The sequence below is a fragment of the Dolichospermum planctonicum genome (assembly GCF_005402965.1).
In the GTDB taxonomy this organism is placed as follows: domain Bacteria; phylum Cyanobacteriota; class Cyanobacteriia; order Cyanobacteriales; family Nostocaceae; genus Dolichospermum; species Dolichospermum planctonicum.
Genome location: NZ_BJCF01000019.1, coordinates 33,187 through 50,721, shown reverse-complemented (window position 1 = coordinate 50,721; position 17,535 = coordinate 33,187). Strand labels below are relative to the sequence as shown.

At 35.5% G+C, this 17,535-nt stretch carries 19 protein-coding genes and 1 pseudogene; 12 read left to right on the top strand and 8 right to left on the bottom strand.

All coding sequences use genetic code 11. The features are described from left to right. The first annotated feature begins 10 nt into the window (after positions 1-10). On the top strand, positions 11-145 hold the full coding sequence (locus tag FFO06_RS22305) for a hypothetical protein (RefSeq protein ID WP_265584153.1): 135 nt from the start codon (positions 11-13) through the stop codon (positions 143-145). Then, complete coding sequence (locus FFO06_RS10330; RefSeq protein ID WP_137907961.1) at positions 145-1,830, top strand: ATP-binding protein; 1,686 nt, start codon at positions 145-147, stop codon at positions 1,828-1,830. The genes FFO06_RS22305 and FFO06_RS10330 overlap by 1 nt, the downstream gene beginning before the upstream one ends. Positions 1,831-1,885: 55 nt before the next feature. Here the strand turns inward: FFO06_RS10330 and FFO06_RS10325 are convergent, their stop codons facing one another. Next, positions 1,886-2,134, bottom strand: coding sequence for a TIGR02450 family Trp-rich protein (locus tag FFO06_RS10325; protein ID WP_137907960.1), 249 nt, complete (start codon positions 2,132-2,134; stop codon positions 1,886-1,888). A gap of 597 nt (positions 2,135-2,731) precedes the next feature. Here FFO06_RS10325 and bchL point away from each other — a divergent pair. The 4 genes from bchL to FFO06_RS21950 all read left to right on the top strand — a co-directional run bounded on the left by bchL (position 2,732) and on the right by FFO06_RS21950 (position 6,375). Further along, positions 2,732-3,598 (top strand): ferredoxin:protochlorophyllide reductase (ATP-dependent) iron-sulfur ATP-binding protein, encoded by an 867-nt coding sequence (bchL, locus tag FFO06_RS10320; RefSeq protein ID WP_236097119.1) that lies wholly within the window; start codon positions 2,732-2,734, stop codon positions 3,596-3,598. Positions 3,599-3,624: 26 nt separating this feature from the next. Continuing rightward, positions 3,625-4,329, top strand: a complete 705-nt coding sequence (locus FFO06_RS10315; RefSeq protein ID WP_137907958.1) for a DUF5331 domain-containing protein — start codon at positions 3,625-3,627, stop codon at positions 4,327-4,329. A gap of 162 nt (positions 4,330-4,491) precedes the next feature. Then, complete coding sequence (locus FFO06_RS10310) at positions 4,492-5,895, top strand: ferredoxin:protochlorophyllide reductase (ATP-dependent) subunit N (protein ID WP_137907957.1); 1,404 nt, start codon at positions 4,492-4,494, stop codon at positions 5,893-5,895. A gap of 150 nt (positions 5,896-6,045) precedes the next feature. After that, positions 6,046-6,375, top strand: a complete 330-nt coding sequence (locus FFO06_RS21950; RefSeq protein ID WP_137907956.1) for a hypothetical protein — start codon at positions 6,046-6,048, stop codon at positions 6,373-6,375. Here FFO06_RS21950 and FFO06_RS10300 read toward each other — a convergent pair. Next, positions 6,372-7,568 carry a hypothetical protein gene (locus FFO06_RS10300; RefSeq protein WP_137907955.1) on the bottom strand — a complete coding sequence of 399 codons (1,197 nt, stop codon included), beginning with the start codon at positions 7,566-7,568 and terminating at the stop codon, positions 6,372-6,374. The genes FFO06_RS21950 and FFO06_RS10300 overlap by 4 nt on opposite strands. A gap of 220 nt (positions 7,569-7,788) precedes the next feature. Between FFO06_RS10300 and FFO06_RS22570 the strand changes: the two are divergent. From FFO06_RS22570 to FFO06_RS10280, 5 genes and pseudogenes are all read left to right on the top strand, one after another. Further along, positions 7,789-7,920, top strand: a pseudogene (locus FFO06_RS22570) (DUF6972 family protein); the annotation flags it as partial. A gap of 65 nt (positions 7,921-7,985) precedes the next feature. Next, on the top strand, positions 7,986-8,237 hold the full coding sequence (locus tag FFO06_RS10295) for a type II toxin-antitoxin system Phd/YefM family antitoxin (protein ID WP_028091509.1): 252 nt from the start codon (positions 7,986-7,988) through the stop codon (positions 8,235-8,237). Further along, on the top strand, positions 8,218-8,478 hold the full coding sequence (locus FFO06_RS10290) for a Txe/YoeB family addiction module toxin (RefSeq protein ID WP_137907954.1): 261 nt from the start codon (positions 8,218-8,220) through the stop codon (positions 8,476-8,478). The genes FFO06_RS10295 and FFO06_RS10290 overlap by 20 nt, the downstream gene beginning before the upstream one ends. A gap of 6 nt (positions 8,479-8,484) precedes the next feature. Further along, the gene (locus FFO06_RS10285; protein WP_236097118.1) at positions 8,485-8,757 is read left to right on the top strand and encodes a DUF29 domain-containing protein; all 273 of its coding nucleotides are present in this window, start codon (positions 8,485-8,487) and stop codon (positions 8,755-8,757) included. Between the two features lie 40 nt (positions 8,758-8,797). Then, complete coding sequence (locus FFO06_RS10280) at positions 8,798-10,546, top strand: DNA methyltransferase (protein ID WP_236097117.1); 1,749 nt, start codon at positions 8,798-8,800, stop codon at positions 10,544-10,546. A gap of 134 nt (positions 10,547-10,680) precedes the next feature. Here the strand turns inward: FFO06_RS10280 and FFO06_RS10275 are convergent, their stop codons facing one another. The 6 genes from FFO06_RS10275 to FFO06_RS10250 form a co-directional block, all read right to left on the bottom strand. Beyond that, positions 10,681-11,850, bottom strand: coding sequence for an IscS subfamily cysteine desulfurase (locus FFO06_RS10275; protein ID WP_137907953.1), 1,170 nt, complete (start codon positions 11,848-11,850; stop codon positions 10,681-10,683). A gap of 13 nt (positions 11,851-11,863) precedes the next feature. After that, complete coding sequence (locus FFO06_RS10270) at positions 11,864-12,490, bottom strand: restriction endonuclease subunit R (RefSeq protein ID WP_137907952.1); 627 nt, start codon at positions 12,488-12,490, stop codon at positions 11,864-11,866. A 175-nt stretch (positions 12,491-12,665) separates the two neighbouring features. Further along, positions 12,666-13,142, bottom strand: a complete 477-nt coding sequence (gene bcp, locus FFO06_RS10265; RefSeq protein ID WP_137907951.1) for a thioredoxin-dependent thiol peroxidase — start codon at positions 13,140-13,142, stop codon at positions 12,666-12,668. A gap of 53 nt (positions 13,143-13,195) precedes the next feature. Then, complete coding sequence (locus tag FFO06_RS10260) at positions 13,196-14,152, bottom strand: ribonuclease Z (protein WP_137907950.1); 957 nt, start codon at positions 14,150-14,152, stop codon at positions 13,196-13,198. A gap of 128 nt (positions 14,153-14,280) precedes the next feature. Beyond that, positions 14,281-14,997 carry a sensor histidine kinase gene (locus FFO06_RS10255; RefSeq protein WP_137907949.1) on the bottom strand — a complete coding sequence of 239 codons (717 nt, stop codon included), beginning with the start codon at positions 14,995-14,997 and terminating at the stop codon, positions 14,281-14,283. Positions 14,998-15,246: 249 nt separating this feature from the next. Then, positions 15,247-15,924: a response regulator gene (locus FFO06_RS10250; RefSeq protein ID WP_137907948.1), complete on the bottom strand. Its 678-nt coding sequence runs from the start codon at positions 15,922-15,924 to the stop codon at positions 15,247-15,249. An 810-nt stretch (positions 15,925-16,734) separates the two neighbouring features. On the opposite strand from FFO06_RS10250, the gene FFO06_RS10240 reads away from it, so the two are divergent. Continuing rightward, positions 16,735-17,526, top strand: a complete 792-nt coding sequence (locus FFO06_RS10240) for a YdcF family protein (protein WP_137907947.1) — start codon at positions 16,735-16,737, stop codon at positions 17,524-17,526. The last annotated feature ends 9 nt before the right edge of the window (positions 17,527-17,535 follow it).

Genomic DNA, 17,535 nt, shown 5'->3' with positions numbered 1-17,535 from the left:
ATTTAACGCATTGAATGTCAGAAAACTCAAAAATCCACCATTCAAAAACGTAGAAAATGTCAAAGTTTATGGGAAAATACAAGTAGCTGTAGTATCAGCACAATGGAAAGCAGTTTGTAGCCCCTTGTCTATCCAACTCGGTTAATGACTATTATTGCCAATACCCAATTTCTGAACTTAATTCCGCCAAATCTGGAATTTACACCTCTGAGTACAGATGGTTTATTCCCAACTCTGGGAGCGGAGTTGGTGTACACACAAGATAGTTCTGGTCGTTATCTACATTTTCATTGGGATCACAGCGCATATTTAGGTTGTGATACTGAGAGAATAGTTGACTTCCTGAATGAGAATGATAGCTTTGCTCCGGTAGATAAAGTTGTTTATCTAGAACATTTACACCGGATTTTAAGCAGTTCTGTACCAGAAAGGGTGAAATGTTGGTTTAAATGCAATATTGAATTATTCGAGTTGGAATTGACAATTACCCCCATTTTACCCCAATTTGGTCAACCGATAACTACAGTTTTGGTGATGGGTAGATTGTTACCATCAAAAATTAACCCTCATCCAGTCAACCAGTCAGTAAAAACACTGACATTAATTGAGTCGTTTTTGCGATCGCAGCGACACCAAAAGTTATTAACTAAAATCAGCAAAAATATCCGCCAAATCCTAGATTTAGATGTTATTTGGCAAAAAACAGTTGATAGTTTAGGAAAAACACTCAAGCTAAAACACTGTATTATTTGTCCTTGTGAACCCACTAGTAAAAAAGTACAGGTAATTGCTGAATATCTTCAGCCGGAAGAAACTTCTATACTTGGTTCGGAAATAGACATATCTTCTGAACCAGCTTTTGCTCAGGCCTTAGCTACCTTAAAGCCTGTGGTCATGGTAATTGCAGATGATCATCAGTCTCAACAGTACAAAGTTATGGCTGTTGCTACTTATTATCAAAGTCAAGCTAATAGTTTACTTGTTCTCAGTTTTGCTCATGAATGCTACCAATTGCAACAAGCAGAATTAGAATTAGCTAAAGAAGTAGCAGAACAAATAGGAACAGCGATCGCTCATGCTAATTTATATAAAGTAGTAGAAAAATATCAGCAAAAAGCTGAAGCAGCCGAACGTTTAAAAAGTGAATTTCTATCCAATATCTCCCACGAAATTCGCACCCCCCTTAACGGCATAATTGGCTTTTTACAGCTAATTTTGGCAGGAATGACGGATCACCCAGAAGAACAAAATGAATTTATCACAGAAGCCCATCAATTGTCTTTACACCTTTTAAACATCCTGAATAACATTTTAGATGCCGCCAACATCGAAACAAGCAAAATAGAGTTAGACTTTTCACCAGTTAACCTCAAGGATTTATTTCAGCATATTGAACATCTTACCCGTCCTCAAGCTGAAATCAAAAATCTCAGTTTCCAGATGGAAATACTGACAATCTCTGATAAAATCCTTGTCCAAGGTAACTATCAAAGATTATTACAGGTAATGCTGAATTTGGTGGGTAATGCCATTAAATTTACTCATCAAGGTGGTATCACTGTCAGTGCAGATTTAATACCACACAAACACCCCGCAACAGTCAAAGTTACTGTTACTGACACAGGTATTGGGGTTTCTCCAGACAACCAAGATAAACTATTTCAATTATTCTCTCAGGTTGATGGTTCTCGGACTCGTCAATATGGTGGTACAGGTTTGGGACTGGTTATATCCCAAAGACTAATACAAGCCATGGGTGGTGAGGTACATTTTTATAGTCTTGGTGAAGGATTTGGATCAACTGTGACTTTTACTATACCAGTATATTAACCCCCAATTCCGAAAATCTATGGTTTTTAGGTTAAAAGCAGTTTAATTGCTGAAATTAATTGCTGTCAATGGAGTTAATTTCTTGTAAAGTTTGCCACCCAGCGTACCATTGGGAGTTATCTTGTAATAATTTAGCATTTAACCAAAAGCGGACTTGAGGATCACAGGCTGCCACCATTTCCGCATATACCCACTTACCCTGGTTTTTGCGGTTAACGACCTGAAAATGTCTCCAACCATCAACTTTCTGTTGTGCAGTCCATTTAGAACCAACTAAGTAAGGAAATTTTTGTCTTTTCGTCATTGGTCAGTTGTTAGTAGTCAGTTGTTAAGTTTTATATCAGATATTTCCCATATTTCCTAATTTAATAAATATTTACTAATCCAGGTTTAATTCTGACTCAGAAGGAAGTCACCCTTGTCAATATCTCTTCACTTTCAATTTTCTTCAGCTTTCAGATCCCCTAATTACCCTGATTTTAACATCCTCCTTTTATGGGCAACTTATTGCTGACCATAGGTTTTTCCTAGCATACACCCGAAATTTGTCGAATATGATCAATTGAGATCACAATCAGCAAACACTATGGAATCAATCAATTTTTACATAGGATATTTTTTTTGTCTTTTGAAACTATTTTTATAAAAATACTAAATAAAAATCTTATTTTTGATATTTTTAGAGCTTTTTAGGTAATTAGCAGCTAATTTTATCATAAAATCTTAAATTTTCATTATTAAAAGCCATATATCGACATTTTTTAAATTACAACCCCCTTTGCATTCTGGAGAATTTGCACAATAATGGCACTTACATACCTCACCCATTGCTGGAGCAGAATGGATGCGGGTAAATGTTTGATTTCAAAGTTTGTCAAAAAACTATAAGAGAGGCACAAAAGTGAAACTAGCAGTTTACGGAAAAGGTGGAATCGGCAAATCTACAACCAGTTGTAATATTTCTGTAGCCCTAGCTAAACGCGGTAAAAAAGTGCTACAAATTGGCTGTGATCCTAAACATGACAGCACCTTTACCTTGACAGGGTTTTTGATTCCCACCATTATTGACACCCTGCAAGAAAAAGATTATCACTACGAAGATGTCTGGCCTGAGGATGTAATTTATAAAGGCTATGGCGGTGTTGATTGCGTTGAAGCAGGTGGACCCCCAGCCGGTGCTGGTTGTGGTGGCTATGTAGTTGGGGAAACAGTTAAATTATTAAAAGAACTTAATGCTTTTGATGAGTACGATGTAATTTTATTTGACGTACTTGGTGACGTTGTTTGTGGTGGCTTTGCTGCACCTTTAAATTATGCAGATTACTGTTTAATTGTTACAGATAATGGCTTTGATGCCTTATTTGCCGCTAACCGGATTGCTGCCTCGGTACGGGAAAAAGCCCGCACTCATCCATTGCGTTTAGCCGGGTTAATTGGTAATCGGACTTCTAAGCGTGATTTAATTGAGAAATATATAGAAGCCGTACCCATGCCTGTTTTAGAGGTATTACCTTTAATTGAAGATATTCGGGTTTCCCGTGTTAAAGGTAAAACTCTGTTTGAAATGGCCGAGTCAGATCCTTCTCTTGCTTACGTTTGCGATTATTACCTGAATATAGCTGATCAAATTCTCGCCCGACCAGAAGGTGTTGTTCCCAATGACTCTCCTGACCGTGAACTGTTTTCCCTATTATCGGATTTTTATCTCAATCCTGTCAAAACACAAGCCGTAAATCCTGATGAGGAACTAGACTTGATGATTGTCTAAAACATTTTACCTCTCAGAATGGGCGTATGGCTTTTTTTGATAGTTTTACAGATTCACTCAAGCAAAAGTGGTTGCAATTCTTTCAAGCAAATCGTGAATGGATTACTGTGCTGATGACTGTTGAATCAGTTTACACCCCTGATGGCGGTCAACGACCGTCTTCTTATCTCATTCTAGGGGTGATCAATACTTTAGAACCGAAATTAGCCCAGCTAATGCTTCCCTTTGCTAAACTCAATCCAGATGTGGATAGTTTGATTGAAGTTCTGGGCTTGAATTTTGACTCAGATATTGTCCTTGGTAATCGTCTTAGTCCCAGTTTAGAACAAGAGATATATTCCCGTCACCCGGCTGTGGTCATGGAACATATCTCTGAACCGGAAATTGCTCAGGAGTCAGAAGCAGTATCCAGTGGAAAAACCATGGATAATTCCGGTCATGTCTCCCTTCCTCCTGGTTCTAATTTGACAGATACAAGCGATAACCCGGAAGTTACTGCTCCCGCTTCAGTTAATAGCAATGCTTTGAATGGGATGAATTTATCTGTAGATAATTCCTTTGATGAACTAAGTACATCAGCAAAAAATCGGTTTGATGATGTAGTATCGGACATCTGGGGTGATAAAAAATCCTTGCACCAGGGTGAAGAAAATAACAATTTGTTAATAGAAGAATTGCCATCCGAGGTATTTAATGAATCCGAAATGGCTCGTCTTTTTCCTGACAATTAATTATTGAAAGCGGGTGATAAAAGTCAAAAGTCAAAGTTTATTATTTAATAAATATAATAAATTTAATAAATTTAATAAATTTTGGCTTCTGCCTTTTGACTTAATTTTTCATCCTCAATTATCTGTTTGACAATCTGAAAAAATGAAAAGGAGAATATTAAAATGACCGTTGCTCAACAACCAGAAGCTTTAAATTTTGAATGTGAAACTGGAAATTATCACACTTTTTGTCCGATTAGTTGTGTGGCTTGGTTATATCAAAAAATTGAAGATAGTTTCTTTTTAGTTATTGGCACGAAAACCTGCGGTTACTTCCTGCAAAATGCCATGGGGGTGATGATTTTTGCTGAACCTCGTTATGCTATGGCTGAATTAGAAGAAGGGGATATTTCCGCACAATTGAATGATTATGAAGAATTAAAACGATTATGTCAGCAAATTAAACGCGATCGCAATCCCAGTGTAATTGTCTGGATTGGTACTTGCACTACGGAAATTATTAAAACCGATTTGGAAGGTTTAGCACCTAAATTAGAAGCAGAAATTGGTATTCCTATAGTTGTCGCTCGTGCTAACGGCCTCGACTACGCATTTACCCAAGGAGAGGACACTGTGTTAGCCGCTATGGCTCATCGTTGTCCTGAAAAGTCTCCCATATCCGAAACTGAAAAAGGCGAGCGTAACGCCATTCAGAAGTTGATGAATTTCGGTAAGAAAAAAGAAGATGTAGCCCAAGATGAATCTGAGTACGTAAATCATCCGCCCTTGGTACTTTTTGGCTCTTTACCTGACCCAGTAGTTACCCAATTAACCTTAGAACTGAAAAAACAAGGTATCAAAGTTTCTGGTTGGCTCCCCGCAAAAAGATTTACAGAATTACCTGTGATTGAAGAAGGGTATTATGTCGCTGGTGTCAATCCTTTCCTCAGTCGGACTGCGACAACTTTAATGCGTCGCCGCAAGTGTAAACTCATAGGCGCACCATTCCCCATTGGTCCTGACGGAACACGGGCATGGGTAGAAAAAATCTGCTCTGTATTTGGAATTACACCCCAGGGTTTAGATGCAAGAGAAGCGCAAATGTGGGAAAATTTAGAAGAATACGTGCAATTAATTCGCGGTAAATCTGTATTTTTCATGGGTGATAATTTATTAGAAATTTCCCTAGCCCGGTTCTTAGTTCGTTGTGGTATGACTGTTCAAGAAATCGGGATTCCTTACATGGATAAACGCTATCAAGCTGCGGAATTAGCTTTGTTAGAAAAGACTTGTCAGGAAATGGGTTCACCTTTACCAACTATTGTCGAAAAGCCAGATAATTACAATCAAGTCCAACGAATTTATGAGTTAAAACCAGATTTGGTAATTACTGGTATGGCTCATGCTAATCCTCTGGAAGCACGAGGTATTAATACTAAGTGGTCTGTGGAGTTTACCTTTGCTCAAATTCACGGTTTTGGTAATGCGCGTGATGTTTTGGAGTTGGTAACTCGTCCTTTAAGAAGGAATAATAATTTGAAGGATTTGGGTTGGGATAAGTTGGTAAGACAAGAAGCGAAGATTTAGGTTTTTTCGGAAATATTCAGGACGGGCTTTTGGGTTCGTCCTTTTTTTTGTTTTATTGAACCACGAAGACACGAAGAACACGAAGGAAGAGAAGATGAATGTTATAATTTTGGTAAGTTGTTTTTTAAGTGCAGTGGTTAGGAGTTGATTATGAATAAAACTATATCTTTTCAAGAGGTAATTGAATATGTGGAAAATCTTTCTCAAGAAGATCAGGATTTTTTAGTAGAATTAATTAAGAAAAGGAAGATTGAAAAACGTCGTTTAGAAATCGCTAAGAATGCAGAGCAAACTTTAGCCGCTTTGTCAGCAGGTACAGCTAAAAAAGGTACTGTGGCAGATTTATTAAAAACTAAAAAGCCTTTTCCAGTAACTAAATTGGAAGATGTAGCAGGTTGTTTGAAATATGATGGTGAACCTGCAACACTGGAAGATATGGAAGATGCTATTCGTCAAGGTGTTGAGGAAATACAGTTTTAACCAGGTAATTCTAAAGGTTGAGAAGGAATAATAAACATTAATTCTGCACCTTCTGGTTTTGGTTCTGTAGATGGTTTTAATTGCAACCATTCATGAAAACTAATTCCTAATTGAGATATTGCTTGTATTTCTGTTTGGTAAGATTCAAATCTGTTGTTAGTTTCAATCATTGATTCCATTACTTTAAATACTTGGGGAAGTCTTTGAAAAGCTTGTTTTTCAAATCTACCTGTTAATGGTGTAGGATTTCCTCCAAATAAACCCCAGCTTATCTCATGACGATCTACAATAGACGATGGTAAGGAAGACAACCATTCATTATTGTTTTGTGCTAACTTAAATATATTCTCACGCAGAATATCAAATACAGAATTTTCATCTAATGTAGGGTTAATCCATCGGTAAATTTTGGTTAATTTACACAAATCAATTTGTCCTTTAAATTGAGGGTGTAAATATGCTGCTGGATTAGAAGTAAGCATGATCTCAATGTAGTTATTAACCAGTAACCTTATAACTTTTGTTCCTTCTTGAAAACGACGAATTGCTGTTTCATGTTCTTCTAGTTCTAAATAACAACGAGCTTCGGCAATATAAGCTAAAGATAATGTGAGTATATATTTATCAATTATTTGGCTTTTTTGGGAAAGTTCATTAACGGTGTAATCTTTGTAAATATGTTCTGCTTCTAAGAAACGATTAATAGCTTGTAACGCGCTGCTTCTCCGGTTTTCAATTTTAGTCATTGTAAAGGCATTAATCGCTAATTCGACTCCAGCACGGAAGTTAGCATAAAAACTCATATCAATTTTGCGATTGATTTTATTTAACAATTCCTGCGCTTGCTTTAGTTGATTTTCTATCTCATTTAGGCGCTGTGCTATAACAGCAAAACCCATCACAGAAACACCAAGATTGAGAATACTAGCAGCAGTAGATACTTGCAAAATACTTTGAGAACCTTGTAAAGTTTGCCCAATTGAATCTATTTGATTCTCAACACCATCTAAACGCTGATTTACATCAGAAAAACTGTCTTGCAACACATCAGAAAAACTGTCTCGCAACAAAGTTACAATTTTCTTACTTATTACCTCTTGAATTACACCCCCAACCCGTTCAAAAGTTCCATCTTGTAAGCCTTTAACAACCCAACTTGCTAATGCAAAGGTAACTTGAATTGGTAAATTCATAATTTTTCCCTACTTGTAAAAACTTCAACAGCGTTATACAATAAGCTTGTATATTATTTGATATTGCAACACATAACCATGCTTAGTTAATTATCCTTGTAGTGTTGTATCTTGACAAGATAGCGAAATGTTTTTTAACATTTGCGTGGTGTGTTGGATAAATACCGCAAAAATGCAACAAGAGCGTTACCGATAACGAGCGAAGCGATCGCAATATGGACTCTATCTTGCCGGCGCAATTGGCTATAGAATAGATATTAATGGCGGTCAAATTCCTCTGCATGATGGTGAAATAAAAGTCACTGGAGATAAATATCATGTCATTCCCCTTTTAGCAGAACAGGCGGCTTAATTTATTCAAATAATAGAGTTAGAATAAAATAAGTACATCTGACTTTATCAGAGTAATTAAAAATTATGCTCAGTGGAATTAAACAAAAGGCTATTGTCGGTAAAGATGGCAAAATCGAACTATCTACCACTGAATTACCAGCAGGGACAGTTGTAGAAGTTATTATCCTAGTTGAATCACCTATTGAAGAAGATGAAACTACCTATCTTCTCAAATCAGAAGCTAACAAACAACATCTACTCAAAGCTATGGAAAATGTAGACAAAGGCAACCTAATTTATGTTGATTTAGATGAATATGAAAAAAGTAGCATTTGAACCAGAAGCTTTTGAACAATTGGGTGAGTGGGGAAAGGAAGATAAAAAAGTCTTTAAAAAAATCTTGGAATTAATTAAAGATATCCAAAGAGAACCATTTTCTCGGATAGGTAAACCAGAACCACTAAAATATGAATTGCAAGGTTACTGGTCAAGACGAATTACAAATGAACATAGATCAGTTTACAAGATAGAAGAAGATTTATTGATTATTCTCTCTTGTAAATATCATTATGATTGATAAAAGATGATTACTGAAATAATGAAAGGAAGTTGGTACAGTTCTATTACTGAACATCGCTTTAGAATTAAAAAAGATTTACAAGAAAATCCTTCTTTTAAAAATTATCTGCATGAGGTAATTTTTATCGCTTATGCTGATGCTAGAAAACTGGCAATTAAAGAAAGTAAAAATGCTAAGTTAGGAGTGAGAAAACCAGATGAATCAGAATATCCTCTTGATTTACCTTTTACTTTAGAACAGTTATTAGATGAGGATTTTTATGGAGATATGTTATAATATGTTATAATATTTAGTTTAAAATATTTATAAATTAGTTATGTCAACATCTATGAAACGTCTTTACTACGGTGATAACTTACAAGTCCTCAGAGAAAATATTCCTGATGAATGTATTGATTTAATCTATCTTGATCCACCTTTTAACTCTCAAGCTAATTATAATATTCTCTTCAAAAATTCTACTGGTGGAAGTTCTGAAGCTCAAATTACAGCTTTTGAAGATACTTGGACTTGCGGAATTGAATCAGAAAGATTTTTAGATGAAATTCAAGATATAAAAGGTGAATTGTATCAATTATTAGATTTATTAGTGAGAACTTTAGGTAAAAATTCTTTATCAGCTTATTTGGTAATGATGGCCATTCGATTAATAGAATTACATCGAGTTCTCAAATCTACAGGTAGTTTATATTTACATTGCGATCCTACAGCAAGTCATTATTTAAAAATGATTTTAGATTTGATTTTTGGAGCGGATAAATTTAGAAATGAAATTATCTGGAAAAGGACTGGTTCTCATGGAGGTGCTAAAAGGTGGGGACCTGTTCACGATACTATTTTGTTATACACAAAAACGAAAGATTATACATGGCATAAAGTTTATCAAGACTACGACGAAAACTATATTAAAGACTTTTATAGATTTGAAGATGATAAAGGGTTTTATCGGCTTGTAACATTAACAGCAGCAGGTATCAGAAAAGGTGATTCAGGTAAACCTTGGCGTGGTATTAACCCTACAGATGTTGGTCGTCACTGGGCATTACCTGTCAAAGCAATTGAAAGCTTAATTAATGGTAATTCTAAGTCACTATCAACACAAGAAAAACTAGATATTCTAGATGCTAATAATCTAATCTACTGGCCAGTGAAAGGGCAAGTACCACAATATAAGAGATATTTAGATGAAGCTCCAGGTACACAGATTCAAGATATAATTAGTGATATTAAACCTGTTTCTTCTCAAGCTAAAGAACGGTTAGCATATCCTACTCAAAAACCTTTATCTTTATTAAAAAGAATTATCCAAGCTAGTAGTAATAAAGATGATATTGTCCTTGATCCCTTTTGTGGATGTGGTACAGCAATACACGCAGCAGAAAATTTAGGTAGAAATTGGATCGGTATTGATATTACTCATTTAGCAATTGCTTTAATAGAAAAACGATTAAGAGATGCCTTTCCTAACAAATTTATTGAAGATGAAAATAAAAATCAAAAGTTAGTTCCAGGGATTGAATTTGAAGTAGAAGGTACACCCCAAGATTTAGCAGCAGCAGAGGATTTATTTACAAGAGATCCTTATCAGTTTGAATGGTGGGCTTGTTCTCTTGTGAATGCACAACCATATAAAGATAAAAAGAAAGGTGCAGATGGTGGTATTGATGGATTGATATTTTTTGAAGATGTTATTGATATCAAAAAATCAAATAAAACTGCTGTGAAAAAGATTATTGTCAGTGTTAAAGGTGGGAAAAATCTTAACCCAGCGATGATTAGAGATTTACGCGGTACAATGGAGACAAATAAGGCAGAAATAGGATTGTTTGTGACTCTCACACCTCCTAGTCAACCAATGATTAAAGAAGCAGCATCTTCAGGTTTTTATAAAGCTGGAAATGGCAGAAATTACGCGAAAGTGCAAATTTTAACTATTGAAGAATTATTAACAGCACAGAAGCGACCAGAGTTTTTTGATATGAAACAGGGAGAATTGACATTTAAGAAAGCACAAAGGGAAAATCAAGATATAGGAGAACAGGGGAATTTATTTCCCCATTCCTGAAAATTAAGGAAAATAAATGAATATGGAAAAAATTCCAGTTAACCCAGACCAGAATCTTTTCCACAAATTAAAACACAAATCAAAAATTTATTAACCCCCCTTTCCCAACAACTAAATTCAAAAAATAATTGCTTCTAACAACTAACAACTGACGCACTTCTTAAACCTTGCACAGTAGAAATTACCTGTTGGGCAACTTGATCAATTTCCTCAACTGTATTAAATCTGCCAATCCCAAATCGCACCGAAGCATAAGCTAACTTATCTGAATGTCCCAAGGCCTTCAAAACATAGGAAGGGGCAACATTATTAGAAGAACAAGCAGAACCAGAAGATACAGCTACTATTGATTGTAAACCTAAAGAAAGTGCAGCACCATCTACACCTTCAACACTAATATTTAAGTTTCCTGCTAATCGTTTTTGAGGATGTCCATTTAAGTAAATTCCTCCGACATTAGATAACTGTTTCCACAATCTTTCTCTTAATTCTATTAATCGTTGATTTTCTGTTTCCTGTTCGGCTATTGCAATTTCTACAGCTTGACCAAAACCGACAATTTGCGGTGTATATAAAGTCCCCGAACGCATTCCTCTTTCATGTCCTCCCCCATGTTGTTGAGAAGCAAGTTTAACTCTTGGGTTACGTCTGCGAACATATAAAGCCCCAATTCCCTTTGGTCCATAAACTTTATGGGCTGTGAGAGACATTAAATCAATATTCATTTCTTCCACATCTAAAGGTATTTTACCAATAGCTTGGGCTGCGTCTGTGTGCAAAATAATTTGCCGTTGACGACACATTTCCCCAATTTCAGCGATTGGTTGTAAAACCCCAATCTCATTATTGGCAGCCATTACAGATACTAAAATTGTATCATCACGCAAAGCTTTTTCTAACTGATTTAAGTCAATTAATCCATCTTTTTCTACTGGTAAAACGGTGAGATTAAAACCCAGATTTTTTAAATATTCACAAGGATCTAAAACGGCTTTATGTTCCGTGGCAATAGTTACAATATGTTGACCTTTTTGGAAATAAGCTTCAGCAATACCCTTAATAGCTAAATTATTCGCTTCCGTTGCACCACTGGTAAAAACAATTTCCTCTGGAGTTGCGTTAATTGCTGCTGCTAAAATTTCCCGTGTTTGTTTAACAGCAGCTTCTGATTCCCAACCGTAAATATGGCTAATACTAGCCGCATTTCCAAACTTTTCTGTAAAGTAGGGAATCATAGCAGCCATTACCCGTTCATCAACCGGGGTAGTAGCATGACAATCGAGGTAGATAGGACGACTGGACATAATTAATTCACAGTTAATTCAAAATTTGACCTAGTTTTTTTAAGATTTGGAAAACTTGATAAAGTTCGTTTTCTCGACGATACAAAGTGAATTTGTCTGATAAAGCATATCTAGCTTGATCTTTTTGCATAAGTTTGATAAATTGAAAATCTTCTCCATTGATTACTAATGAATATACAGGATAATCAGGATCAGGATTAGCCAGCATATAAGTAAGTGCTTGGGGTATGGCTTCTGCAAGAGAAAAAGCAGTTCTTTTAGATTCAATTACCAATAACCATAATTGTTGTTGGATAACTAAAACATCAATTTTACCTCTGATAACTTCGTCTTCATTTTCGACCGCAATTTCTATTGATGATTCACTTCTAATCAGGAAAGGTTCATCATAAAATCCAGCTAAACTGAGTAAGGGAGATAAAACTACTAACTTTACTGTTTCTTCCGATAAAGGAGGATATTTCACTAATCGGAGAAAATGCAATTTTACTTTGTCTAGATATTGTTTTTCTAAATCAGAGATTTCTGGTAAATTTTCCCACCATTCAGGAAAAAATGCGGCATTGTCGCTTTGTTCTAGACTAAACCTTGCTTCTAAATAGGCAATGCCTATATTTCGCGCTTGGATGAATTGAACCATAATACAAAGAATATAATTGATATTCCTATTGTATAAGGTGGGAATGGTTATATTATTTCATTAACATAATTCAGTAAAGTAAAGTTTAAATTAATTAACATTTGGAAAATCAAATGTCTAACGGTGAGAAATCACAGCTATATCAACAAAATCCGACGAATCAGACCATAAAACTTTAAATAGCTGCTAATTCCTTAATTTTTTTGAGTACAGATTCAGCATGACCTTTTGTTTTGACATTAGGCCAAACGTAGGCGATAATTTTATCAGGTGAAATTAGGAAAGTTGAACGGGCAACTCCCATATATTCTTTACCCATAAACTTCTTTAAACGCCATGCACCATAAGCTTCTATTAATTGATGTTCAGGATCAGTTAATAGGGTAATTGATAAATTGTGTTTGTCTATAAATTTACAATGAGATGCGGCAGAATCTGGACTAACACCGATGATTTTTGCCCCCGCTGCGGTAAATTTAGAGGATAATTCTGTAAAGTCTTGTGCTTCGGTGGTGCAGCCCGGTGTATTATCTTTAGGATAAAAATAGAGAACTATCCACTGATTTATATCAGCAAGATTGACTAGATGATTATTTTGGTCTGGGGTAGAAAAATCCGGTGCAGGTTGTCCAATTTGGGGAATATTGCTCATAATTAGTCTAGGAAAAATTAGGGATAATTGAAAATTATTGAATAATAGGGAAATTATTCACTGACATTTAAATCAATTTCTCGTCTACGAGGGACATCATAAACCATAAAATCATGAGCCATAATTGTTTTAGGAAAAATCGCCCTTGCTTCTTTTAGTAAGTCTTTTAATTCAATGCTATTTCCTGGAGCATAACGCGGACTAAAATGAGTCATAATTAGTTTATGAACTCCCGCACCATAAGCTGTTTGTGCAGCCATTGTAGTTGTAGAATGTAGTCTTTGAAATGCCATGTCTGAATCTTGATGGGCAAAGGTAGCTTCGTGAATTAATACATCTGCATCAATAGCTAGTTGCACTGCACCCTCACAATAAACTGTATCTGTACAATAGGCAATTTTTCGTCCAATTTCTATGGGTCCACATAGTTCACTACCATTAATTACTCTTCCGTCCTCTAGTGTAACTGTTTCACCGCGTTTAAGTTTACCATATATTGGACCAGAAGGAATTTCTAAGGCCTTGGCTTTGTCTATATCAAAGCGTCCGGTTCTATCTTTTTCTGCTACCCGGTAGCCAAAGGCGGGGATACGGTGATGTAAAAGACCACAAGTAACAGTAAATTCCTCATCCTCATAAATTACCCCTGGTTGAACAGTATGCACTTTAATGGGGTAAGAAAAGTGAGTGTGAGAGTAACGGGAAGCAGCTTGCAAATACTCGTTTAAGCCCGATGGACCATAGATATCAATTTTATCCACATTACCGGCTAAACCGCAACTAGCAAGTAATCCCATTAAGCCAAAAATATGATCACCGTGCATATGGGTGACGAAAATCCGGGATAGTTGGCTAATTTTTAACTCACTTCGCAAAATTTGATGCTGAGTTCCCTCTCCACAGTCAAATAACCACAATTCTGCCCGTTGTGGCAACCTCAGCGCCACGCTAGAAACATTGCGTGATTTTGTAGGTACACCAGAACTCGTCCCTAAGAATGTAATTTGCACGGCGTTTTTTAGCTTTCCTTTTGCTCAATATAGTTCTTAATTATCTATCTTGGCACAGTATTGGCAAGGTTAGCTATTGGAAAAATCAAAACATCAATATTTTCTAATTTTTCTAATTTTAGCAATGTTTATTGCCACCAAAAAGAACTTGGTAAAGGCCAAGATAACTCACAAAGAGTACCTTGAGGATAAAGAGAAACCCGTCTAAATTTACCTTTAAGTTGTTGTGCTAATTTTTTAAATTGTTTTGTTCCCCAACCTTCTCTTGATGAATAAGTTCCTAAACCATTATCCATAATGCTGAGGGTGTAACGTCCTTGAGATACAGAATAACTAACTTGTAAACAGGTGATTTCTGTGGCGTGTTTACCAACATTACACAAGGCTTCTTCTAAAAATCGGCAAAGTCCTCGCTTATTTTGAATACTTAAATTACTGTCATGGATAGGTTCAAAATTGTGCATTTTTAGTTTCAGGGTTTTAAAGCAGGGAAAATCTCTATCTAAGGTGTAGCTATAAACTTGATAGAGAATTTCATGTAAAGGGTTTCGCAAATCTATGACTAGATTATTTCCTAGATAAAGGCTGGTATCCTGGGTAAGACTTTCTTGTTGCCAAAATTCATACATTCCTCGTAATTCTTGATTTAATTCTTCAAGTTCTGTTTCTATTAAAGGTAGTAATTTATTAACTGGTAAATCTTGTCCTTTGACTATTTTTAAAACTTTAGCTAAACTTTGTAATGGTCCATTATGAATAGTTTCTATTTTTAGTTCAATTAGATTTTGACGAACTTTAACTATGGACTTCAACGCTTTGTTGTAATAAGATAAAGCTATAAGCATAATGCAATTTATAACTAGAATAAACATTGCTGAAATCAGAGAACCTGAGGAATCCCAAATTAAAAAAAAATAGCTAATGAACTCTAAACTAAAAATAGTAATGATAATTCCTGCTAACTTTCCTCCAGAAACAAAACAAAGTTTTTTTGGGAATTTTTTAAACATTTGGGTTTGCATAAGCTGATCTTCCAGTATTAATAACTTAATTATGGAAAACACCTGATTAATTTTACTAACTTTATTTATTAGTTAATCAATTAATCCTTCCGCTCTAGCTTTGATTTCTGTTTGAATACGGATGTTTTTACCTTCTTCTGGATAAATGCTTAAAGCGTCTTGTAACTTACTCCAATAATGGCGTACCATACGTTCAGATATACACATATTTTTAGCAATTACTTTATCTTGTAATCCTTGTTCAAAAGCTAAATTCAGCACTTGCAACCACTCTGGTTTTATCTCTAACCCTGAGTGTATTCCTTTAATATCTTTTGTGTGAGTTAATCCCTGTAATGCCCAATCAACTCTAGTTAACATTTCTGCGGTAGAAAGACTTTTATCAGCGACAGTAAAGCCTCCTTGATGATTATCAATATAAGGACGAATACGCACTAGTGTTTTCACGTGAGCGCTTTGAACAACAAGATTTAGATGAGAATAATTTTCCATCAAAACTTTCAGAAATTGAATACCTGTATCAACTCGCGCTGTCATTTCTAATTTTTCAGGTATGGAAAGATCCATAACTAGCAAATCAGGTTGAAAAATAGCAATTTCCTCTAAAGCATGACTAGCATTTGTAGCAATATTAAGTTCAGCACTAGGATAGTTTTTTCGTAGTATTTCAACTGTTCCATTTAAAACTGATTCGTGATCATCAATGACCATAAATTTTAAACTTGATTTTTTTGATAAAACTTGTTTCATATCTAATCATTGTCTCCATATTTACACACTTAACAAATTTCGATTGCTATCTACTACTATCAATTGCTTTTTACTAGATTCTATTACCTATAAATGATTTACTATGGGGGGTATGACCCCTCACCCCACAAAAAAATCTTGAAAAATGCTAAGATTACCAGATATATTTATGACAATAAAGATTATCTCTATTTAACAATAGATTAGTCTTAATAACAGTTTTGACAGATATAGTATCTGGTGCTATGCAAGCTATTAAGTAATTAGATTGTGATCAATAAATTTAACTATATGAAGAAACGTAAACCACATAAAACCATCACTAAAACTGTGATTCCTGTTCTTAATATTTCCTTGTATACAAAGAAGAATTTATGGGAAACTGTTGTAAAATCATAATCGCTGATATATTTTATCCATCAAGTAAAACCTGTTCTCATTGTGGACACAAAAAAGAACATCTTTCTTGATCTGAAAAAACTTATCACGGTGAAAACTGTGGTTTTGAAATGGCTGTAGCTATAAATACAGAAATTAACCTATCGCGTTTGGCTACAGCGTGTAAGTCTACTGTAGCTTCCCTAAGGGTGGGACACATCCCAAACACTCCTGTTGAAGTAGAAAGTAAAGTCTGGTTTTGTTTAGGTTTTATATAGCAGTCTCATAACAAGAGTCGTCTCAAGACGACTGGAAAACGCTTTCAGTCCACTTTAGTGGACTTGAACTATTAGACTGGGAATTCATTCCCAGGCGGGTTAGGATACTAATTGATCACTAAGTTTCCGCTATAATGAAACCAAGAGAGTAAATATGTTTTTATATTTGTCTAAATTATTACCACTATTTTTTTACCCTTTGGGATTAGCTAGTGTGAGTTTAATTGTAGCTTTGGTGACTTTGGGGAAACGTCCCCGCATTGCGACTATAGCCATTTCTCTATCTTTAGCTATCTTACTGCTCTGCGGTAATGCTTGGGTGGCAAAATACATGGTACGCAGTCTAGAATGGCAAAATATCCCCTCGTCCCAAATTCCCAAGGCTGAAGCTATAGTGGTCTTGGGTGGAGGAACTAAATCAGCAACTTGGCCGCGTCCAACGGTAGATTTAAGTGAAGCTGGCGATCGCATTATTTATGCTGCTCAACTCTATTTTCAGAAAAAAGCCCCTATAATTATCCTCAGCGCGGGTCGTATTGACTGGCGTGGTAGTGGTTCTCCAGAATCAGCAGATATGGCAACTATTCTTACATCTATTGGTGTCCCCTCTGAGGTAATTATCCAAGAGCCAGATTCTCTGAATACATATCAAAATGCGGTTAATGTCCGTAAAATATTAGCAGAGCGTCAGATTAAAAAGGTATTATTAATAACCTCTGCAATGCACACTCCACGAGCTTTGAAAATTTTTCACCGTCAAGGTATTGATGTCATTCCCACACCCACGGACTTTCTTGTTAGTCAAGATGATTTACAAGAATTTACTAGCACACCCAAATCTGCTATTCTCAAATTATTACCAGATACTGATAATTTGCACGAATTTACAGTTGCTTTCAAAGAGTATCTGGGTATTTTTATTTATTGGCTACGCGGCTGGATTTAATAATTACTT